This is a genomic window from Sphingomonas sp. IC081 (assembly GCF_006874585.1).
Classification (GTDB): domain Bacteria; phylum Pseudomonadota; class Alphaproteobacteria; order Sphingomonadales; family Sphingomonadaceae; genus Novosphingobium.
Genome location: NZ_CP029762.1, coordinates 942,667 through 963,268, shown reverse-complemented (window position 1 = coordinate 963,268; position 20,602 = coordinate 942,667). Strand labels below are relative to the sequence as shown.

Genomic DNA, 20,602 nt, shown 5'->3' with positions numbered 1-20,602 from the left:
CGCTGTCATGAACCTGACATATGCGCCCAGCGTCAAGCTTTTGTGCAATCAATTGCAAGAACCTGACGTAAGGGCTTGGCATTTGTTATGCGTAGAGCCATGCATGGCGAAATATCACATCCTCGGGGGAGGGAGACGGGTCGCAATCTGGGGAATTTCTGATGCGTTTGTTGCTGGTTGAAGACGACGAACGGCTGGCGCGCGGCGTCGCCGCCTCGCTGGAGGCGGCCGGCTTTTCGGTCGACCGCCTGGACAGCGGGGAAGACGCGCTGCAACTGGCCGGGGCCGAGCCTTATGCCGCGATAATCCTCGACCTGGGGCTGCCCGACATCGACGGACTCGACGTGCTTTCGCGGCTCAGGGCACGCGGCGCGCTGACCCCGGTGCTCATCCTCACCGCGCGGGACATGGTCGACGACCGGATCAACGGGCTCGACCGCGGCGCCGACGACTACATGGCCAAGCCGTTCGACCCGCGCGAACTCGAATCGCGCATCCGCGCGCTGGTCCGCCGCAGCCAGGGCACGCCGGATCCGGTGCTGCGCATCGGCACCCTGGTGTTCGACCGGTCGAGCCGCACCGTCTCGCTCGACGACAGCGTGATCGATCTGCGCCGCCGCGAACTGGCGGTGCTGGAAACGCTGATGGGCCGCCCCGGCAAGGTCATTCCCAAGGAGCGCCTCTCGGCCGAAGTCTTCGCCTTCGACGATGCCGTCACCCCCAATGCCCTGGAAGTCTACGTCGGCCGCCTGCGCCGCAAGCTGCTGCCGTCCGGCCCGGCGATCCGCACCGTGCGCGGGCTCGGCTACATGATCGAGGCGGCCTGAGCTGACGCAAGGGGCCATGTTGCACGTCCGTTCCCAGCAGGCGCCTTCGCTGCGGCTGCGGCTTACCGGCGCGGTGATGCTGCCGCTGGCCGCGCTGGTGCTGTTTTTCGGCGTGGTGACGGTGCTGGTCACGCGCAATACCGAATCCGATACCGTGGACCGCGTGCTGATCGGCTCGGTGCGGACGCTCAGCCTTGCCTACAACAGTCCGCCCGGCGAGCGCGAAAGGCTGGTGCCGCTGGCGATCCACCTGCTCAAGCGCCGGGCCCGTCCGGTCGTGCATTACAGCGTCTATAGCGGCCGCAAGGTCATTTCCGGCGATCCGGCGCTGCTGCCGCCGGCGGACTACACCCCGCAATGGGACGGCGTGATCGACCGGCATGCGCCTGCGACGTTCTACAACGCCTATCGCGAAAACCGCCTGATCCGCGGCTATCTGGAACCGGCCGATGCGGCGGCGGTGACGCAGGCCGCCTACCTGCGGGATGGCATGCTCCACGGCAAACCGGTGCGTATCGCCACCGAAGTGCGCCGCGCCGCCGGAGAGCCCGGTCTCGTGGTCATCCAGATTGCCGACTATGTGGACGACCGCGCTGCTTATGAGCAGAACTTTGCGCTACGCGTGCTGCTGATCGGATTGGCGGCCCTGCTGGTGACCGGCGTGCTGTTCTGGTGGGCGATCCGTTGGGGCCTGCGCCCGTTGCTCGACATGACCCGGCAGGTCGAGCAGGCCCGCCATGACGCCTCGCCCGCGTTCCGCCTGCAGGCGCCGGAAACCGCGCCGGTGGAGATGCGGCCTTTCGTGGCGGCCTTCAACGGGCTGATGGCGCGGCTCGACAAGGCGGCGGATTCGCTGAGGCAGTTCACCTCGAATGCCTCGCACCAGATGCGCACGCCGCTGGCGGTGGCGCGCGTGCAGCTCGACGTGCTGGATCGCTACGGCCCGGAATCGCCGCAAGGGCAGGCCGCGCTTCAGGATATTCCGCATTCCATCGATTCGCTGGAGCAACTGCTGCGCCAGCTGATTTCGCTGGCCCGCAGCGAGGATCAGGAAGGCACGCTGCTGCAGCCTTTCGACCTCTCGGGCGTCGCCGCTTCCGTCACGGCGGACCGCGCCGCGCAGGCGCCCGCGCACATCGACATCAGTTACGAAAACGAGAGCGACGGCACGGTAACGGCCATGGGCGAGCCCCGCCTTGCCGCCGAGCTGATCGGCAACCTGCTGGACAATGCGATCCGCTACAACCGGCCCGGCGGCGCGGTCGCGGTCCACCTCGGCCGGCGCGGCGGCCATGCCTTTGTCGAGATCGACGACACCGGCCCCGGCATCCCGGCGGCAGAGCGCGAGCGGGTGTGGGAGCGCTTTTACCGCGTCAGGGGGCAAAGCCAGGCTTTCGGCACCGGCCTCGGCCTGCCGATCGCCCGCGCCCTGGCCGACCGGCTCGGCGCGCGGCTCACGCTGGCGGACGGGCGCACCGGGCAGGGGCTCTGCGCCGTGGTGGAGTTCCGCGCCGAAGCTGCATGAATTGCACAGAGTGACAAGGGCGCGACAGGTTCATGTCAGCCGCCGTCGATACCCCCTGAGGCACCGCCATTATCGGGCCAGCCCAAGGGGACATCCATCATGCCGATCCGCCGCCGCGCCTTGCGCGCCTTTCTTGTTGCCGGAGCCGCCGCCTTCGCTGCCATCGCCATGCCCGCGCTTGCGGAAGAAGAAGAAGAGGGCGGCACCCTGCCGCCGGTCGCCGCCGTGCCCAGCACGCCGATCGCCGGGGACTTCACTTTTGCCGCCGTGGGTGATCTGATCTACTTGCGCCCGATGCTGGCGACGCTCGAAAAGCAGTCTCCCGACATGCTGCGCCTGCTGCGCGGCGCCGATGTGACGTTCGGCAACTTCGAGACCACCGCGCTCGATCTCAAGACCTTCAAGGGATCGCCGCAGGCCGAATCCGGCGGCACTTGGATGCTTGCCGATCCCAAGGTCCCTGCCGACGTTGCCGCCATGGGCATCGACATCGTCGGCCACGCCAACAACCACGCGACCGACTGGGGCGTGGAAGGCATGATCGACACGCTGGCCCTGCTCGACGATGCCCATGTCGTCCATGCCGGGACGGGCCGCTCGATGAGCGCCGCGCGCGCTCCGGCCTACTACGACGGCGGCCATGGCCGCATCGGCCTGGTCTCGGCGACGACCACGTTCACGCCGATGTCGCCCGCCGCCGATCCGCTGGGGCAAGTGCCGGGCCGCGGCGGCGCGAACACCATCCGCAGCACCGAAGTCGGCCTCGTTTCGCAGGCCGACCTTGCGGTGCTGGCGCGCCTCGCGGGCACCAGGGAGGGTGCGCCGGTGAAGCTCAAGGGCCGCGAGTACCGGGTTGCCGCCGATGCCGTCTCGCCGATGAAGATCGAGTACGATCTCAACCAGAAGGACGTTGCCGCCAACCTGCTGGCGGTGCGCCAGGCCAAGGAAAACGGCAACTTTGCGGTGTTCTCGCTGCACAACCACGAGCCGGGCAATGCCAGCAGGACCCCGGCCGGGTTCGCGCAGGGCCTTGCCCATCAGGCCATCGATGCGGGCGCCGACGTCTACGTCGGCCACGGCCCGCACCAGCTGCGCGGGATCGAGATCTACAAGGGCAAGCCGATCTTCTATTCGCTGGGCAACTTCGCGATGATGAACAACTCGCTCGATGACGTGCCGGCCGACATGTACGACCAGTTCGGCGTCACCCCCGGCAGCGTGACCACGCCCGAACTGCTCGCCGCGCGCAATGCCAAGGAGTTCTCGGATCCCGCCCTCTACGAGACGGTGATCGCCACGGCCCACTACCGCGACGGCCGGCTGGACGAAGTGCGGCTCTATCCGGTCGATCTCGGCGTGAATGCCAGCGGGGCGGGACGCGGGGTGCCGCACATGGCGGACGCGGCCACCGGCGCGCGGATCCTGGCGCGGCTGCAGGCGCTGTCGCAGCCTTACGGCACGACCATCGCCATCGATCACGGCGTTGGCGTGATCCGGGTCGGCAGCAGCCGCTGACGGTCCGCTGGGCCGGAGCAGGGCGCAGGCGCTGCTCCGGCCGGCGGCAGGGCAATCAGCCCTGTTCGAGCTGGGCGGCGGCGATCGCCGTCAGGTTGAGGATGCCGCGCGCGGTGACGCCCGGCGTCAGCACGTGGATCGGCTGGGCCAGGCCCATCAGCATCGGCCCGACGGTGGGCGAGCTGGACGAGGCCGACAGCGCGGTCAGCGTGATGTTGGCAGCGTCGAGCGTGGGCATGACCAGCAGGTTGGCCGGGCCTTCGAAGCGCGAATCCGGCACCAGGCGGTCGCGCAGCGGCTGGCTGAGCGCGGCGTCGGCATGCATTTCGCCGTCCACCTGCAGGTCCGGCATGGCCTTGCGCACGATGTCCAGCGCGGCGCGCATCTTGCGCGCGCTGGGGCTGTGCGAGGCGCCGAAATTGGAGTGCGAGAGCAGCGCCACGCGCGGGCGCAGGCCGAAGTGCTTGAGCTGGGTGGCGCCCAGCTGGGTCATCTCGGCGATCTGCTCGGGAGTCGGGTCCGGCACCATGTGGGTATCGGTGATGAACAGCGCGCCGGCATCGAGGATCAGGCCGGACAGCGCATAGACGCGGCTGCTGGCGGGATCGCGCTCGATCACCCGCAGCACGTGCTCGACCTGGCCCCAGTATTCCGAGCGTCCGCCGACCAGCGCGGCATCGACGCGGCCGGTGCGCAGCATCATCGTCGCGGTGATGGTCGGGCGGCGATAGACGTGGCGCAGGATCTCGTCGGTGGGCACGCCCTTGCGCGAGGCGATGGCGCGATAGGCCTCGACCAGATCGGTCATGACCTCGTGGTCGGTCTCGGGATCGATCACCTCGACGTCGCGGTCGAGCTCGAAGCTGAGGCCGAGGCTGGGCAGCTTCTCCTTGAGGATCCGGCGGCGGGCGACGATGGTGGGGCGCACCAGTTCCTCGTCCAGCGCGTCCTGGATCGCGCGCAGCACGCGCTCGTCCTCGCCCTCGCCGTAGACGATGCGGCGCTTGCTGCCGCGGGCGGCCTCGAACACCGGCAGCATGAGCTGGCCCGAACGGGTGTTCTGGTGCGAGAGCGCGCGCTTGTAGTCGTCGAGGTCGATGGTCTTGGTGGCGACGCCGCTGTCCATCGCCGCGCGGGCGACGGCGACCGCGATCTCGCCGATCAGGCGCGGGTCGAACGGGGTCGGGATGATGTATTCGGGGCCGAACACCAGCTTGCGGCCGCCATAGGCCTGGGCCACGCTGTCATGCGCGGGCAGGCGGGCGAGCGCGGCGATGGCCTCGGCGGCGGCGGCCTTCATCTCCTCGTTGATCGCGGTGGCGCCCACGTCGAGCGCGCCGCGGAAGATGTAGGGGAAGCACAGGACGTTGTTGACCTGGTTCGGATAGTCCGAGCGGCCGGTGGCGATGATCGCATCGGGGCGGGCTTCGCGGGCCAGTTCGGGGCGGATTTCCGGCTCGGGATTGGCGAGCGCGAAGATCAGCGGATTGGGCGCCATCAGTTCCAGCCATTCGGGCTTGAGCACGCCGGGGGCGGAGAGGCCGAGGAACAGGTTGGCGCCGGGCAGCACGTCGGGCAGCGAACGCGCGTTGGTATCGCGGGCATAACGCGCCATGTTGGGCAGCATGCCTTCGCGGCCCGAATGGATGACGCCGTCCTTGTCGGTCAGCGTCACGTTCTCGATCCGCAGGCCCATCGAGACCAGCAGGTCGACGCAGGCCAGCGCCGCCGCGCCCGCGCCCGAGGTGACGAGGCGCGCTTCGGCCAGCGTCTTGCCCTGCAGCACCAGCGCGTTGCGCACGGCGGCCGCGACGACGATGGCGGTGCCGTGCTGGTCGTCATGGAACACCGGGATGTTCATGCGTTCCTTCAGCCGCGCCTCGATGGCGAAGCATTCGGGGGCCTTGATGTCTTCCAGGTTGATGCCGCCGAAAGTGGGTTCGAGCAGGGCGACGGCTTCGACGAACTTGTCGGGATCGGTGGTGTCGACTTCGATGTCGAAGACGTCGATGTCGGCGAATTTCTTGAAGAGGACCGCCTTGCCCTCCATCACCGGCTTCGAGGCCAGCGCGCCGATCGCGCCGAGACCGAGCACGGCGGTGCCGTTGGAGATCACGGCGACGAGGTTGCCGCGCGCGGTGTAGTCCAGCGCCTTGGCCGGATCGGCGGCGATTTCCATGCAGGGCGCGGCGACGCCGGGCGAATAGGCCAGCGCGAGGTCGCGCTGGTTCACCATGCGCTTGGTCGGCTCGATCCTGAGCTTACCGGGCTGGGGGTAGAGGTGGTAATCGAGGGCGGCGCGGCGGAGTTTGTCGTCCATGGCCCCCCCATAAGCATGGAAATCGTGCTTGCCTATGGTTTATCGGCGTAACGATATGTTGCCGTAAACGTCAGCCGCGAAATCCGCCGCGGAGCGCTCCCGGATCACCGGCACCGTTCGAGCGGGACGACCAGCGGTATGCCGTCCAGCTCCGCGCGGTAGCCGGTGACGCCGTAGATGCGGCGCAGCATGGCCTCGGTGAGGACCTGGGCGGGCGAACCGTCGGCGACCAGGCGGCCATGGTCGATCGCCAGCAGCCGGTCGCAGTGGCGCGCGGCGAGGTTGAGATCGTGCAGCACGGCGATCACCAGCGCGCCCGCGCGGGCCTCGCGGGCCAGCAGTTCCATGACGTCGATCTGGTGCCCGGGGTCGAGCGAGGCGAGCGGTTCGTCCACCACCAGCACCGGGGCGCCGACCGCCAGGGCCCGCGCCAGCAGCGCGCGGGCACGCTCGCCGCCGGACAGCTGGGTGGCGATGCGTGCGGCGAGATGGCCGACGTCGGCGCGTGCCATCGCCTCGTGGACGGCAAGCCGGTCGGCCTCGGCGATCCGCGACATCGGCCCCAGGTGCGGCAGGCGGCCGAGCGCGACGAGGCGTTCGACGGTGAGCGGCCAGTGCAGCGTCTGGCCTTGCGGCAGATAGGCGATGCGGCGGGCCAGCGCGCGCGGGGGGAGCGCGGCGATGTCCGCGCCGTCCAGCGCGATGGTGCCGCTCGCCGCCGGAACGAGGCCGGCGAGCGCGCGCACCAATGTCGATTTTCCCGCGCCGTTGGGGCCGATCACGCCGATCAGCGAACCGGCATGAAGCTGCGCAGTGATGCCGTGCAGGATCTCGCGGCGGCCGAGTTCGACGGCAAGCTGGTCGAGGGTGATCGTCATCATCGGCGGGGTCACCACAGGCGCCGCTCGCGCAGCAGGTGAAAGAGGAAGACGGGGACGCCGAGGAAGGCCGTCACCACGCCCAGCTTCAGTTCGGCATCGGTCGGGATCAGCCGCACGAGGATGTCGGCCCCGGTCAGCAGCACCGCGCCGCCGAGCAGGGATGGCACCAGCAGCGCCGAAGGGCTGCGGTCGGTCATGGGGCGGATCAGGTGCGGCACGATCAGGCCGACAAAGCCGATCGCGCCGGACACCGCGACCGCGCCGCCGACGCCGATCGCCACGCCCAGCATCAGCCGCAGCCGCGTGCGGGCAAGGTCGACGCCGAGCGAGCGGGCCCCGTCCTCGCCCAGCGACAGCGCGTCGAGCGCCAGCGGATCGGCCAGCAGCAGCGCGGTCCCCACCACCACGCAGGGCAGCGCGATCCACACATGCTCCATCGAACGGTTCTCGATCGAGCCGAGCAGCCAGGACATGATCTCCATCGCCGCGAAGGGATTGGGCGAAAGATTGAGCGCGAGGCTGATCCCCGCGCCCGCCAGGGTCGAGACGGCGATGCCCGCCAGGATCAGGCCGAGCGGACTTTCGGATCGTCCCGCCAGCGCGAACAGCAGCACCATCGCGCCCAGTGCCGAGGCGATGGCAATTAGCGGCAGCATCGCTGCGTGCCACTCCGAAATGCCGAAATAGAGCGCGATCACCGCGCCCAGCGCCGAGGCGTTCGAGGCCCCCAGCACCGAGGGTTCGGCCAAGGGATTGCGCAAGTAGCCCTGCAGCACCGCGCCCGAGAGGCCGAGCATGGCCCCGGTCATCAGGCCGATCAGGGTACGCGGCAAGCGCAGTTCGAGCAGGATCGCGCGCACCACCGGCTCGCCGGTGCCGCCAAGCGCCGCCACCATCTGGCCAAGGCCGAGCGAGATGGGCCCGAGGCTCATCGACGCCAGCGCCACCACGATCACGGCGCCGACCAGCAGCGGAATCAGCGCCGGGTGGCGTAGCGGGGGCGGACTACCGGATAATTCCACTGGAACCTCGCTTGACGTCGGCTTCTGTGACGTCTGTGTCGCTGTCTGTCATGCTTGTGTCCCGGTCAGGTCCGGGTAAGAGCCAATGCCATGGCTTGCGGAAAAATCCATCGGCGTCTTCGGCTTGTCCCCTGCCTGCTGCTCGCGGCGATGGCCGGCGGCGTGGTCTATGGTGCGGCGACGCGGCCTGCCGCGCCGGTTTTGCCGCGTCCGCACCGGATCGTCTCGCTCAATCTTTGCGCCGATCAACTTTTGGTGGCCCTCGCCGACCGCGACCAGATCGCCGGGCTCACCCGCTATGCCTCGGACCCCGACATGTCGGCGGTGGCGGCACAGGCGCGCCGCCTGCCGGTCTTCGGCGGCTCGGCGGAGGAGATCCTCGCCGCCCGCCCGGACCTCGTGGTGGGAATGCCCGCCCGCCGCAATCCGGCCATCGCGGTGCTGACGGGGCAGCACTATCCCGCGCTCGATCTCCGGTCCGCGAACCGGTACGAGGATATCCTCGTCTCGATCCGCGAGGTGGCCCGCGCGGTCGGCCATCGGGAGCGCGGGGAGGCGATGATCGCGCGGATGAATGCCGAACTGGCCGGGCTGCCGAAAGTGCCCGGGGGCAAGGTCGCCGCCTATTACCAGCGGCGCGGTTACCTGACCGGGACCGGCACGCTGGTCGATGATCTGATGACGCGGGTGGGGCTGGTCAATCTCGCCGGAAAGCTTGGAAAACCGTCGCTTTCGCAGATGAGCCTGGAAGAGATGGCGCTGGCCCGGCCGGACTTCATCCTGATGGACAGCGCCGCGCGGCCCGTGGAGGATCAGGGCACCGAGATGATCCATCACCCGATCCTCAAGAACATTGCCCGCATCACCATCCCGCAGGCGTGGACGGTCTGCGGCGGCCCGGCTTATGTCAAGGCGGCGCGGGCCATGGCGGAGCAGGCGGCGGGGCGGCCTCTCACCGCTCGCTGACGTTGGCGCGCCAGTCGAGCCGGGCCTGCCAGCCGCGCCGTTCGAGTTCGGGCACATGGTCCTCTTCGAGCGGATGGCCCAGGCAAAGCAGCGCGATCAGCCGCCAGTCCTGCGGCACGTCCAGCAGCCGCGTCACATGGCCGGGCTCGACCACCGAGACCCAGCCCAGCCCCAGCCCTCTTGCCCGCGCCGCCAGCCAGAGCGTGTGGACTGCCAGCACCACCGAAAATCCCCGCGTTTCCGGCATCGTCGCGGCGCCGAGGCGGCCTCCGACGGGCGTGGCATCGTCGCAGAACACCGCGATCAGTTCGGGCGCCTCGCGCAGGCCGTGGAGCTTGAGCGCGCAATAGGCCGGGTGGCGATCCTCGGGCATCGCGGCACCGGCGCGGGCGATCTCGGCATCGGCATGGGCCGCCAGCGCCTCGCGCAGTTCGCCCGAGCGCACGCGCACGAAACGCCAGGGCTGCGAGTTGCCGACCGAGGGCGCAAGCTGGGCGGCCCTCAGCAATTCGGCCACGAGTTCTTCCTCCAGCGGATCGCTGCGGAAATGGCGCACGTCGCGGCGCCAGGCCAGCAGGTCGCCCAGTTCCTGCTGGAAGTCGGGGCCGAAGCGCGGCGACATGGTCAGAACTCGATGCCCGCCTGCGCCTTCACGCCGGAGCGGAACGGGTGCTTCACCAGCGTCATCTCGGTGACGAGATCGGCGGCCTCCATCAGCGCCTCGGGCGCATTGCGGCCGGTGACGAGCACGTGTTTCATCTCGCCGCGCGCGGTCAGCACGTCCAGCACTTCGCCCAGCGGCAGGTAGTCGTAGCGCAGCACGATGTTGAGTTCGTCGGCCAGCACCATGTCATAGGCCGGATCGGCGACCATGCGCTTCACTTCCTCCCACGCCTCGCGGGCGAGCGCGATGTCGCGGGCGCGGTCCTGCGTGTTCCAGGTGAAACCCTCGCCCATCGGCTTGAATTCGACATTGTCCGGGAAGGCATCGAAGACGACCTTTTCGCCGGTGGTCATCGCGCCCTTCACGAACTGGACAACGCCCACTTTCTTGCCGTGGCCGATGGCGCGCACCACCATGCCGAGCGCTGCGGTGGTCTTGCCCTTGCCCTTGCCGGTGTGGACGATCAGCAGGCCCTTCTCGACCGTCTTTCCGGCCATGATCTTGTCATGCGCGGCCTGCTTCTTCTTCATCTTCTCGGCGTGCTGTTCGTCACTGCGCTGCACCATGGTCATGCTCCTGCAAGGGCGGCGAGCGTCAGGCCCGCGCTGTTCGATCGGGGTTTCCACAGGCCGCGCTCCAGCGCCTCGGCAAGCCGCGCGGCGGTTTCGCGCAAGGCGGCGGGGTTGGCCTGCGCCATAAAGTCCCGCACCGCCTCGTCCTCGATGAAGGCGGCGTGGACGGCGTCGAAATGGTGGTCCTTCACCGCGTGGGTGGTGGCGGCAAAGGCAAAGAGGTAATCGACCGAGGCGGCGATCTCGAACGCGCCCTTGTAGCCGTGGCGCATGACGCCCGCGATCCACTTGGGATTGGTGACGCGCCCGCGCACGATGCGGCCGATCTCGTCTTCCAGCGTGCGCACGACCGGGCGCTCCGGGCGGCTGTGGTCGTTGTGATAGCTGATCGGCGCGCGGCCCTTGAGGTGCTCGACGGCGGCGGCGATGCCGCCTTCGAACTGGTAGTAGTCGTCGCTGTCGAGCAGGTCGTGCTCGCGGTTGTCCTGATTTTGCACGACCGCATCGACCGAGGCGAGGCGCGCGGCGAACAGGCCGCGCTCGGCATCACCTTCGACGCCGCCGCCATAGGCGTAGCTGCCCCAGTCGAGGTAGACATCGGCCAGATCGCCGCGTTCGTGCCAGATCTTCTCGTCGATCATCGCCTGAAGCCCGGCGCCGTAGGCGCCCGGTTTCGATCCGAACACGCGGGCACCGGCGCGGCGGGCGGCCTGCGTTTCGGCCTCGCCAGCTTCGACGAGTTTGGCGGTTTCGGCGCGGTGCCGCTCGGCGGCGGGGTTGTCGCCGAGCGGCTCGTCGAGCGCCATGACCGCGCGCGCGGCGCTGTCGATCAGGTCGATCTGTTCGGGGAAGGCGTCGCGGAAGAAGCCGGAGACGCGCAAGGTCACGTCCACGCGCGGGCGGCCGAGTTCGGCCACGGTCATCACCTCGAAGCCGGTCACGCGGCCCGAAGTCCAGTCCCAGCGCGGACGCACCCCCATCAGCGCGAGGGCCTGCGCGATGTCGTCGCCGCCGGTGCGCATGTTGGCGGTGCCCCATGCGGAGAGGGCCACGGCCCTGGGGTACTCGCCCTCGCGCTGGAGGTAGTCCTCCACCAGCAGATCGGCGGACTTGCGGCCGAGTTCCCAGGCGACGGCGGTGGGCACGGCGCGGGTGTCGACCGAGTAGAAGTTACGCCCGGTGGGGAGCACATCCGGCCGCCCGCGCGTTGGCGCGCCGGAGGGACCGGGCAGCACGAAGCGGCCGGCGAGACCGGCCAGCAGCGCTTCGGCCTCGCGCCGGCCGCACAGGTCGATGCGCGGGGCGAGGTCGGTGCGGATGGCATCGAGGACGGCCAGCGTCTTGTCCCCCGCTCCGCTCATCCTGAGCCTGTCGAAGGATGCTGATGCGGGGCTGTGGTCCTTCGACACGCTCAGGACGAGCGGGGTTTGGGCTATCTCGCTGACCCATTCCGCCGCCAGCAGTTCGAGCCGCTCGACGGTATCGCCATGCGTGCGCCATGGTTCATCGGAGACGACCGCAAGGGCTTCAGGCCGGACGCCATTCCAGCGATCGCCCATCCGGCAGTCGAGCGGGTCAAAGTCCAGTCCGAAGTCGTCGGCCATCGCCCGCAGCAGCGAGGCCTGTCCGGCATGGTCGTAGCCGCGCGGCGTGCGGGCCAGCGCGACCAGCAGGTCGCGGCGCAAGCGGCCTTCGGGCGACCGGGTGAAGACATGCAGACCGTCGCGGATCTGCAATTCCTTCAGCTCGCACAGGTAGTTGTCGATGGCCGAAAGCGCATCGTCGTCGTCGCCGCTGGCCCCGGCATCGCGGTCGAGGCCGTGGCTGCGCGCCAGATCGAGAATGTCGCGGCGCAGCCGGTCGAGACGGCGCGGGTCCATTCCGGCGGCGAGGTAATATTCGTCCACCAGCGCCTCGAGCTGCTTGAGCGGGCCATAAGTCTCGGCGCGGGTCAGCGGCGGGGTGAGGTGATCGACGATGACCGCGCCGATGCGGCGCTTGGCCTGCGTGCCTTCGCCGGGATCATTGACGATGAAGGGGTAGAGCTGGGGCAGCGGCCCGGCGCAGATCTCCGGGAAGCATTCGCGCGAGAGCGAGATGGCCTTGCCGGGCAGCCATTCCAGATTGCCATGCTTGCCGACATGGACCACCGCCTGCGCGCCGAAGTCCTGCGCCAGCCAGATGTGGAAGGCGAGGTAGGCGTGCGGCGGGGGCAGCGCGGGATCGTGGTAGCTGGCCTTGGGATCGATATTGTAGCCGCGCGCGGGCTGCACGGCGACGGCGAGATTGCCGAAACGGTGGACCGGCAGGCGGAACGCGCCGTCTTGCACGAAGGGATCGGCTGAGGGCTCGCCCCAGCGTTCGGTCATGGCCTTGCGTGCACTTTCGGGCACATTCGCGAAGGCGGCTTCGTAGGCCGAAAGCGGCAGCGAGACTTCACCGGCTCGGGCCCGCGCGGTGAGGTCGTTGGTCACGCCGCCGGTCATCACCTGCATCAGCGCGGCGCCGTCTCCTGGCGCTGCGCCGGTGTCGTAGCCGGCCTCGGCCAGTGCGGCGATGATCGCCGCGGTGCTGGCGGGCGTGTCGAGGCCGACGCCGTTGCCGATGCGCCCGTCGCGGTTGGGGTAGTTGGCCAGCACCAGCGCCACGCGGCGCTTGGGGCACGGCGTGCGGCGCAGGCTCGCCCAGTTGGCGGCGAGGTCCGCGACAAAGGCCACCTGGTCCGGCGCGATGCGCGGGACAACGATGCCGCACTGGGTCACCGCGTCGAAGCGGGCGGCGGCCTTGAAGGCGACGGCGCGGGTGAACAGGCGGCCGTCCACTTCGGGGAGCGCCACGTTCATGGCGAGATCGCGCGGCCCAAGGCCGCGTGCGGAACCGTGCCAATCGGCCTCCTCGACACCGGCGAAAGCGACTTGCAGGATCGGGCCATCCGCTTTTTCCAGAATACCCGGCTTGCGCTCGTCTCCTGCGGAGGAGGAGGCGAAGCTGGTGGCATTGACGATCACGTCGGGCGCGATCTCGCCCAGCAGGCCGGAGAGCCAGTCCGCAGCGAACGGCTCCCGCAAGGCGCGGACGTGGACGGCGGCGACGTTGAAGCCGCGCTCGTGCAGCGCTGCGATCATCGCGTCCACAGCGTCCAGCGTGCCCGCGATCATCAGCGCGCGGTAGAACACCAGCAGTGCGAGCGGGCGGCCCTGGGTCCAGCCCGCCCGCACTTCGGCAAGGCCTGCGCGCTCGGTGCCCGCAAGGTAGAGCCCGGCATCGGCGACCGGCACCGGATCGTCGGGCGCGCCGGCGTCATGACCGATGGTCCGTGCGGCGGTGCGCAGGAAGGAGAGGGCATTGGCCGTGCCGCCCTGCCGCAGATAGTCGCGCAGCCGTTCGCGCAGATCGGCGGTCAGGGTGGAGGCACGGTCGAGCGCGGGATCGGCTTCGCGGCCATCGGCAATGGCGGCAAAGGCAATGCCGTTCTCGCGCGCGGTGCGGGCGATCTCGTCGATGCCGTAGGGCCAGTAGCTCTTGCCGCCGAGCAGGATCACGCAGACGAATTTGGCGTGCGCGATCACTTTCTCGACATAGAGGTCGATCGAATAGGGGTGGCGCAGTTGCAGCAGGTTGGCGAGGCGGATGCTGGGTGCGCCGTCCGGCATGCGCGCCGCCGCGCCCGCGAAGCAGGCGAGTTCGCTGTCCGCCACGGTGAGGATCACCATGTCGCCGGGGGACTGGTCGAGGTCGATCGCTTCCTCGCCATTGGAGATCGTCCCCGGCGTGGCGGACAGCAGGTGCATCAGGCGTCTGCGGTAGCGGCCACGGGGCCGAGAACCCCCGCCAGCCCCGCCTCGATGGCGGCGCGGTCCAGCCCCTTCTGGCCGATCACGACCAGCTGCGTGCGGCGCATTTCCTGCGGCAGCCAGGCGCGGTCGTAGAAGTGCTGGATGCGCGGGCCGACGGCCTGCACGACTAGGCGGCTGGGCTTGCCGCCGACCGCGACCATGCCCTTCACGCGCAGCACGTCGTGCTCCGCGATCAGGTCGTTCAGACGCACCAGAAGCGCCTCGAGATCGACCACATCGCCACCAGAGACGACAAAGCTGTCGAAGTCGTCATGGTCGTGATCCTCGTCCCGCCCATCGATGTGCGAGGGGCGGGAATCGAGGTCGTCCTCGGCCGCCGCCGTGATGCCCAGCAGCGCGGCGATGTCGACGGCACCGTGATCGGCGCGCACGATCTTCACGCCGGGGCGCGTTTCGGCCAGCACCAGCGTCTCGACATGGGCAAGGGCTTGCGGGTCGACGAGGTCGGTCTTGTTGAGCACGACCATGTCGGCGCAGCCCAGCTGTTCCTCGAACAGTTCCTCCAGCGGGCTTTCGTGGTCGAGCATCGGATCGGCCGCGCGCGCTGCCGCCAGCGCTGCCTCGTCGGTGGCGAAGCGACCGGCCGCGACGGCATCGGCGTCGATCAGCGCGACCACGCCGTCCACCGTGGCGCGGGTGCGGATGTCGGGCCACTGGAAGGCTTTCACCAGCGGTTTGGGCAGGGCAAGGCCGCTGGTCTCGATGATGATGTGATCGGGCTTGTTCTCGCGGTCCAGCAGATTCTGCATGGTCGGCAGGAAGTCGTCGGCGACGGTGCAGCAGATGCAGCCGTTGGCCAGTTCGACGATGTCGTCTTGCGGGCAGGCCTCGTCGTTGCAGCCTTTCACCAGTTCGCCGTCGACGCCGACATCGCCGAACTCGTTGATGATGAGGGCCAGGCGGCGGCCCTTGGCGTTCTGCAGCAGGTGGCGGATCAGCGTGGTCTTGCCGGCGCCGAGGAAGCCGGTGATGACGGTGGTGGGAACCTTGCTCATGTAATCGTCTCCCGCGCGCCAGCGACCTGAAACGGCCGGGCTTTCCGCCGCACACGCGGCGAAGGCGGCGCGCCTTGTCGGACCGGCGCACGGGCGCCCGACACGGCATGCCGCTGCGGCCCCGGCCGCATGCATCACGTCGCTCAGACGGAAGAGTTACCGTGCCTTGGCCATCCCCTGGACCCGGGCAAGAGCGACATCGACGCCGGCAGGTTTCCTGGCTTGCGGGTCAGGGCGCGATGCACGGCCTTCCCAGGCCTCGCAGGATTTAGCGTCCGGCCCAGTGGCTGCGGCGAGGGTCCTTGCCCCGCCGCGATGTGCATCGCGCTCGCCGCTTACAGTTGCAGGGACAGCCCGGTCCGGATGGCGAACCATCCTTGCCGTGTTCCCGTATTAAGCCCCTTGCGGGGCACCGGCGCGATCATGTCCGAGCTGCCTTGCGGCGTTTCGGACGGTCCCGCTCGTAGCTGGCGACCGGTGGGAGGGCAAGCCTTCAGAGACCGTTTGAAAATTCGCGACACGCGAATTTTACGGCACCAGCCCGCTCCCCCACCCAATCACCCATCAGGATACACTCGCGGGTGGTTGGGTGGGGGGCGGGCTGGTGCCGTCTCAAAAATGCCATGACGGGCATTTTTCAAACGGTCCCTCAGGCGGAGATATCGGCCAGTCTCGCGTCCAGCACTTCGGCGGCGTCCTGCGCGGTGAGGCGCACCTGAAGGCCGCGCTGGCCGCCGTTGATGAAGATCGCGTCCCACAGGATCGCGGTCTCGTCGATCACGACGGGAACGCGCTTCATCTGCCCGAACGGGCTGATGCCGCCGATCTTGTAGCCGGTCAGGCGCTCGGCCTCGGCGGGTTTCATCATCGCGGCGCTTTTTACGCCGAGCGCGGCGGCGGCGCGCTTCATCGAGACTTCGCCGCTGCTCGGCGCGATCACGCAGGCGGGCTTGCCGTCGGCCAGCACCATCAGCGTCTTGAACACCTGCCCCGGATCGGCGCCGATCGCCTCGGCCGCCGCCCGGCCGATGCTGTCTGCCGAGGGATCGTAGTCATAGCTGTGCAGGCTGAAGGCAATGCCAGCCTGTTCGAGCATCTTGGTCGCGCGGGTCGCCTGAGCCATGGGCCTGCTCTAGACGGGCACGGCAGGGGCGCCAAGTGGCGATTGCGCCAGTGCTTTTGCGCGTTGGACCTGCGGGGCAAAGCCGCTAGACCTGCGGTCATGACTTTGCACCGGCCTGTTCCTGTCCCGACCCTGTCCGCCTGCCCCGGGCGCGGCGCATGACGCTGGAGGCCGAGGCGCGCGCGGCGCTGGGACGCGGCGATCCGGCGGCGGCCGGGGCGGCGGCCCGCCGTCTCATCGCGGCATCGCCCGAGCGCGCGGAGGGCTATTTCCTGCTCGGCATCAGCGCGGCCGAGGCGGGGCAGGTCGGCCAGGCGGTGCCGCTGATCGAGGCTGCGGCCGCGCGCGCGCCCCGCGCCGAATACCTCGCGCATCTGGCCCGGCTGCTGATCCTGCTGCGCCGTGACGGCGAGGCGGCCGAGGCCGCGCGGCAGGCCATGGCACTGCCGCCCGGCGATGCGCTGACCTGCGACACCATCGGCTGCGTGCTGGCGCGGCTGGGCGATCACGAGGCGTCGATGGTGCCGTTTGCAGCCGCGGTTGCGGCCGAGCCGGACAATCTCGACTATCGCTACAACCTGGCGGCGGCGAGCGGGTTCACCGGGCGGGTGGAGGAGGCGCGCGGGCACTACGAGCGGATCCTTGCTGCCGATCCCGGCAATGCGCGCGCGCATTATGCGCTGGCGATCCTCTCGCGCCAGACGCACGAGGCCCATCACGTGCCCCGGCTGGAAGCGGCGCTGGCCGCCGCGGCGCGGCCGGACGATGCCTTGCGCATCCGTTATGCGCTGGCCAAGGAACTCGAAGACCTCGGCCAGGCGGCGGCGGCGTTTGGCCACTTGTCCCTCGCCAATGCCGCGCACAAGCGGGCGATCCGCTACGATTTTGCGCAGGACGCGGCGATCTTCGATGCCATCGAGGCGACGTTCGGCGCGGGGCTGGCGGATCCGGGGCCGGGCTATCAGGGCGCCGACGATGCGCCGATCTTTGTGGTCGGCATGCCGCGCACCGGCACCACGCTGGTCGACCGCATCCTGTCCTCGCATCCGGGGGTCGGCTCGGCCGGAGAGCTTCAGGCGATGCCGCTGGCGGTCAAGCAGCTGGCGGTCAAGCAACTGGTGGGCACGCCTTCGCGGCTGGTGATCGATCCGGCGACGGTGGCGGCGAGCGCGGCGATCGACCCCCGTCTTGTCGGCGAGGCCTACATGGCCCGCGCCGCGCACCAGCGCCCGCCAGGCGCGGCGCGGTTCGTCGACAAGCTGCCGGCCAATTTCCTGTATGTCGGCCATATCCTGCGGGCCTTCCCGAAGGCCTCGGTGGTCTGCCTGCGCCGCCATCCGATGGACACGGTGTGGAGCAACTACAAGAACCTGTTTGCCAGCCTCTCGGCCTATTACGGCTACTCCTACGATCTCATGGACACGGCGCGCTATTATCTGCGCTTCGACCGGCTGATGGCATTGTGGGAGCGGCTCTATCCGGGCCGGGTGCTGCAATTGAGCTATGAAGGACTGGTCGCCGACCAGGAAGGCCAGACCCGCCGCCTGCTCGGCCACTGCGGGCTGGATTGGGACGCGGCCTGCCTTGCCTTCCACGAGAACCGCGCCGCCGTCGCCACGCCGAGCGCCGCGCAAGTGCGGCGCAAGCTCAACAGCGACGCGGTGGGGCGCTGGAAGACCCAGGGCGAGGGCATGGCCGAAGTCGCCGCCTATTTCCGCGCGCAGGGCATCGAGATCGACTGAGCGGACGGAAAACGGCGCGGAAAAACCGGAGTTTCCCGCGCCGCTTCCTGGTTGCTTGTGCCGGACTTCGATCAGAAGCGCATGGTGCCCTGCAAGCCGATCGTGCGCGGCTGGGCGACCGAGCGGCCATAGTAGCGCGAAACCACCCCGTCGTTGACGATGCCGGCGCGGGTCAGGTCGTTGCTGACGCCGGTCACGGCATACTTGTCGAAGATGTTGGTGGCGTAGAGGCCGATGTCGTACATCGCCGTCTTGTAGGTGATGTTGGCCTGGTGCATCCAGTAATCGGGCAGCTTTTCGCCGCCGGCACGGGCGCCCACGCGGGTCAGGATGTTGCCGGTATAGGTCGCCGTCCAGCCGAAGGCGAGGCTGTTGTCGCCCACCGGCAGGTCGTAGGTCACGCCGATCGCCCCCTTGTTCTTGGCCGATCCGGGCAGCCGGTCGCCGACCTCGGCGTCGACCAGCCCGTCATGCGTCGACAGCAGGTTGGCCACGCCCTCGGTCAGGTGCGCGTCGAGGTAGGAGTAGTTGCCGCGGATCGACAGGCCGGGGATCGGCCGGGCCTCGAACGAGGCGTCGATGCCCTTCGACACCGCCTTGCCGCCGTTCACGGTGATGCCGATGGCGCCGTAATAGGTCTGGCCGGCAAGCTGGATGCCGTCCCAGTCGATATGGAAGGCCGAAATGCTGAAGTTCAGCTTGTTGTCGAGGAGCTGGCCGCGCATGCCGATTTCGGCGTTCTTGGTCTTGTCGGGGCCGTAGGAGAGTTCGTTGGGCAGCGCGCAGAGCGTCTGGCCGTCCTGCGGCAAGCCGGCGTTGTACTTGTCGATCACGTCCTGGCTGCAGGGCGCGGTGCGGTTCACGCCGCCGATGCGGTAGCCGGTCGACCAGGTGCCGTAGACCATGAACTCGGGCGAGATGTTCCACGAGGCGTTGATCTTGTAGACAAGACCGTCCTTGCCGGTGGAGCCCGAACGCGTGGCGTAAGTGTCGTCCCAGAGCGGGAGGTAGGAACCGCCGTTCACCCAGGCATTGTACTTGTAGTAGCGCAGGCCGCCGGTCAGCTGGAGGTCGTCGGTGAAGTGCACGGTGGCTTCGCCGTAGAGCCCCTTCTCGTCATTGGTGCTGCGCACGAAGGACGAATACTCGTGGGCGTATTCGGGATTGCTGTGATCGGTGACGAACGCGGTGTCCCAGTTGTCCGGATCGTTGGCCCATTCGGGGAAGCCGGGCACGTATTCGTCGTAGTTCGACTTGTAGTGCTGGCGGTTCCAGAAGGCACCGGCGACAAAGCTCAGCGGCCCGTCGAAGGTCGAGACAAGGCGCAGCTCGTTGGTGAACTCGTATTCCTTGGCTTGCGACTTGTTGTAGCTGGAGAAGGCCGGGAAGGCCTCGTAACCGTAGTCGAGGTCGAGCAGCAGGTCGGTGTTGTCGGCCTGGTACTTGGTCTTGCGCTGCGTATAGGCCGAGACGAACACCACGTTGACCGCATCGTGCACGTTGCCTTCGATCTCCAGGCTCAGCATGTCGCCGGTGCGGGTGGCCGGTTCGAGGTAGCGCCAGGGGGCCTCGTACTTGCCCTCGCCCGAATAGCCGCCGCCGGTGGACGACTGGCCGTCGGTGCGGGTGCGCTGGTGCGCGTAAGTGACGTAGGCCTTGAGGTCGTCGGTATAGAACGCAAGCTGGTTGCGGGTGGTGAAGGTGCGCTCGAAGTTCGCGTCGCGGCGCGACTTGAAGTTGGCGGCCTGCTGCTCGGCGGTGCCGAGCGGGTTGCTGGCGTCGCCCGGCTGCGGCAGCGAGACGCCGGGATCCTGCAGCAGGTAGTTGTAGTCGATATAGCCGGGCGTGAAATAGTAGCCGGTGGCCGAGCGGAAGGCGATGTGGTCCTTCATCAGCGGGATGTTGACGACGCCGTAGCCGTTGTAGCCGGTGTCCTTGGAGTGGGCCATGTCGAAGACCTGGCCGTGGACCTCGCCCGAGAACTGCGTCGCGTCGGGACGGTTGGGCATGTTGCGCATGGCGCCGGCCAGGGTGCCGAGGCCGTAGAGCGTGCCTTGCGGGCCGAGCAGCGTCTCGACGCGGTTGATGTCGATCAGCTTGAAGTCGTAGTACATCGGCACTTCGCCGAGATACATGCCGACCGCCGAGTTGCTGTTGTCGCCGCCGCTCGCCGACGTGTCGTCGGCCGAAAGACCGCGCATGACGATGGTGCCGGCGCCGCGTGGGCCGGTGTCGAGGATGGTCACGCCGGGCGTGAAGGCGCCGAGGTTGCGCATGTCGTCGACGTGGAGGTCCTGCAGGTCCTTGCCGCCCAGTGCGCTGATGTTGATCGGCGTTTCCATGATCGTGGTGTCGCGGCGGGTGGCCGAGACGATGATCACGTCACCGCCGCCGCCGCTGCCCTCGGCGGCAGGCGCGGCCTCCTCGGCCATCGCGGGCATGGCAAGGGCGACGTTGGTGAAGATGGTTGCGGACAGCAGCCCGACTTTCAGTTTCGCGCGATATGTCATGTGCTTCCCTGTCTATTATGCCAGTACTTGAGTACGACCTTGCCCGCGCCCCGGCGCGGCTGCGCCAGAACCTCTCGGGTGCT

General features: G+C 68.7%; 14 protein-coding genes and 1 riboswitch. Of the genes, 5 read left to right on the top strand and 9 right to left on the bottom strand.

Annotation, left to right across the window (positions count from 1 at the left end):
* The first annotated feature begins 161 nt into the window (after nucleotides 1-161).
* The 3 genes from DM450_RS22340 to DM450_RS22330 all read left to right on the top strand — a co-directional run bounded on the left by DM450_RS22340 (nucleotide 162) and on the right by DM450_RS22330 (nucleotide 3,867).
* On the top strand, nucleotides 162-827 hold the full coding sequence (locus DM450_RS22340; protein WP_142639240.1) for a response regulator transcription factor: 666 nt from the start codon (nucleotides 162-164) through the stop codon (nucleotides 825-827).
* Between the two features lie 16 nt (nucleotides 828-843).
* A complete protein-coding gene (locus DM450_RS22335; protein WP_142639239.1) occupies nucleotides 844-2,352 on the top strand; it encodes an ATP-binding protein in 1,509 nt (502 codons plus the stop codon).
* Between the two features lie 99 nt (nucleotides 2,353-2,451).
* Nucleotides 2,452-3,867, top strand: a complete 1,416-nt coding sequence (locus DM450_RS22330; protein ID WP_142639237.1) for a CapA family protein — start codon at nucleotides 2,452-2,454, stop codon at nucleotides 3,865-3,867.
* Nucleotides 3,868-3,922: 55 nt separating this feature from the next.
* On the opposite strand, the gene DM450_RS22325 is transcribed toward DM450_RS22330, so the two are convergent.
* From DM450_RS22325 to DM450_RS22315, 3 genes are all read right to left on the bottom strand, one after another.
* Nucleotides 3,923-6,187, bottom strand: a complete 2,265-nt coding sequence (locus tag DM450_RS22325) for an NADP-dependent malic enzyme (protein ID WP_142639235.1) — start codon at nucleotides 6,185-6,187, stop codon at nucleotides 3,923-3,925.
* Between the two features lie 104 nt (nucleotides 6,188-6,291).
* Nucleotides 6,292-7,068, bottom strand: a complete 777-nt coding sequence (locus DM450_RS22320; RefSeq protein WP_142639233.1) for an ABC transporter ATP-binding protein — start codon at nucleotides 7,066-7,068, stop codon at nucleotides 6,292-6,294.
* An 8-nt stretch (nucleotides 7,069-7,076) separates the two neighbouring features.
* Nucleotides 7,077-8,090, bottom strand: coding sequence for a FecCD family ABC transporter permease (locus tag DM450_RS22315; protein ID WP_409529370.1), 1,014 nt, complete (start codon nucleotides 8,088-8,090; stop codon nucleotides 7,077-7,079).
* A 90-nt stretch (nucleotides 8,091-8,180) separates the two neighbouring features.
* Between DM450_RS22315 and DM450_RS22310 the strand changes: the two genes are divergently transcribed.
* Nucleotides 8,181-9,056, top strand: a complete 876-nt coding sequence (locus DM450_RS22310; RefSeq protein ID WP_142639231.1) for an ABC transporter substrate-binding protein — start codon at nucleotides 8,181-8,183, stop codon at nucleotides 9,054-9,056.
* Here the strand turns inward: DM450_RS22310 and bluB are convergent.
* From bluB to ybaK, 5 genes are all read right to left on the bottom strand, one after another.
* On the bottom strand, nucleotides 9,043-9,678 hold the full coding sequence (gene bluB, locus DM450_RS22305; protein ID WP_142639230.1) for a 5,6-dimethylbenzimidazole synthase: 636 nt from the start codon (nucleotides 9,676-9,678) through the stop codon (nucleotides 9,043-9,045). The two genes, DM450_RS22310 and bluB, sit on opposite strands and share 14 nt — an antisense overlap.
* Before the next feature lie 2 nt (nucleotides 9,679-9,680).
* Complete coding sequence (gene cobO, locus DM450_RS22300; RefSeq protein ID WP_142639229.1) at nucleotides 9,681-10,286, bottom strand: cob(I)yrinic acid a,c-diamide adenosyltransferase; 606 nt, start codon at nucleotides 10,284-10,286, stop codon at nucleotides 9,681-9,683.
* A gap of 2 nt (nucleotides 10,287-10,288) precedes the next feature.
* Nucleotides 10,289-14,083: a cobaltochelatase subunit CobN gene (cobN, locus tag DM450_RS22295; RefSeq protein WP_142639228.1), complete on the bottom strand. Its 3,795-nt coding sequence runs from the start codon at nucleotides 14,081-14,083 to the stop codon at nucleotides 10,289-10,291.
* Nucleotides 14,083-15,144 (bottom strand): cobalamin biosynthesis protein CobW, encoded by a 1,062-nt coding sequence (gene cobW, locus DM450_RS22290; protein WP_142639227.1) that lies wholly within the window; start codon nucleotides 15,142-15,144, stop codon nucleotides 14,083-14,085. Before cobW ends, cobN begins: the two co-directional genes overlap by 1 nt.
* 189 nt (nucleotides 15,145-15,333) lie before the next feature.
* A riboswitch (cobalamin riboswitch) is annotated at nucleotides 15,334-15,576 on the bottom strand.
* 217 nt (nucleotides 15,577-15,793) lie between these two features.
* Complete coding sequence (gene ybaK, locus DM450_RS22285) at nucleotides 15,794-16,267, bottom strand: Cys-tRNA(Pro) deacylase (RefSeq protein ID WP_142639226.1); 474 nt, start codon at nucleotides 16,265-16,267, stop codon at nucleotides 15,794-15,796.
* 158 nt (nucleotides 16,268-16,425) lie between these two features.
* Between ybaK and DM450_RS22280 the strand changes: the two genes are divergently transcribed.
* Entirely contained in the window at nucleotides 16,426-18,009 is a 1,584-nt protein-coding gene (locus DM450_RS22280; RefSeq protein WP_142639225.1) for a sulfotransferase, read from the top strand.
* Between the two features lie 71 nt (nucleotides 18,010-18,080).
* Here the strand turns inward: DM450_RS22280 and DM450_RS22275 are convergent, their stop codons facing one another.
* Nucleotides 18,081-20,519, bottom strand: a complete 2,439-nt coding sequence (locus DM450_RS22275; RefSeq protein WP_142639224.1) for a TonB-dependent receptor — start codon at nucleotides 20,517-20,519, stop codon at nucleotides 18,081-18,083.
* Nucleotides 20,520-20,602: the final 83 nt, after the last annotated feature.

What these genes read in the sequence shown, in the direction of transcription:
- DM450_RS22340 (WP_142639240.1), top strand. Translation starts at nt 162, where the DNA reads ATGCGTTTGTTGCTGGTTGAAGACGACGAACGGCTGGCGCGCGGCGTC.
- DM450_RS22310 (WP_142639231.1), top strand. Translation starts at nt 8,181, where the DNA reads ATGGCTTGCGGAAAAATCCATCGGCGTCTTCGGCTTGTCCCCTGCCTG.
- cobN (WP_142639228.1), bottom strand. Translation starts at nt 14,083, where the DNA reads ATGCACCTGCTGTCCGCCACGCCGGGGACGATCTCCAATGGCGAGGAA.
- DM450_RS22320 (WP_142639233.1), bottom strand. Translation starts at nt 7,068, where the DNA reads ATGATGACGATCACCCTCGACCAGCTTGCCGTCGAACTCGGCCGCCGC.
- DM450_RS22330 (WP_142639237.1), top strand. Translation starts at nt 2,452, where the DNA reads ATGCCGATCCGCCGCCGCGCCTTGCGCGCCTTTCTTGTTGCCGGAGCC.
- DM450_RS22275 (WP_142639224.1), bottom strand. Translation starts at nt 20,519, where the DNA reads ATGACATATCGCGCGAAACTGAAAGTCGGGCTGCTGTCCGCAACCATC.
- DM450_RS22325 (WP_142639235.1), bottom strand. Translation starts at nt 6,187, where the DNA reads ATGGACGACAAACTCCGCCGCGCCGCCCTCGATTACCACCTCTACCCC.
- DM450_RS22335 (WP_142639239.1), top strand. Translation starts at nt 844, where the DNA reads ATGTTGCACGTCCGTTCCCAGCAGGCGCCTTCGCTGCGGCTGCGGCTT.
- cobW (WP_142639227.1), bottom strand. Translation starts at nt 15,144, where the DNA reads ATGAGCAAGGTTCCCACCACCGTCATCACCGGCTTCCTCGGCGCCGGC.
- bluB (WP_142639230.1), bottom strand. Translation starts at nt 9,678, where the DNA reads ATGTCGCCGCGCTTCGGCCCCGACTTCCAGCAGGAACTGGGCGACCTG.
- DM450_RS22280 (WP_142639225.1), top strand. Translation starts at nt 16,426, where the DNA reads ATGACGCTGGAGGCCGAGGCGCGCGCGGCGCTGGGACGCGGCGATCCG.
- cobO (WP_142639229.1), bottom strand. Translation starts at nt 10,286, where the DNA reads ATGGTGCAGCGCAGTGACGAACAGCACGCCGAGAAGATGAAGAAGAAG.
- ybaK (WP_142639226.1), bottom strand. Translation starts at nt 16,267, where the DNA reads ATGGCTCAGGCGACCCGCGCGACCAAGATGCTCGAACAGGCTGGCATT.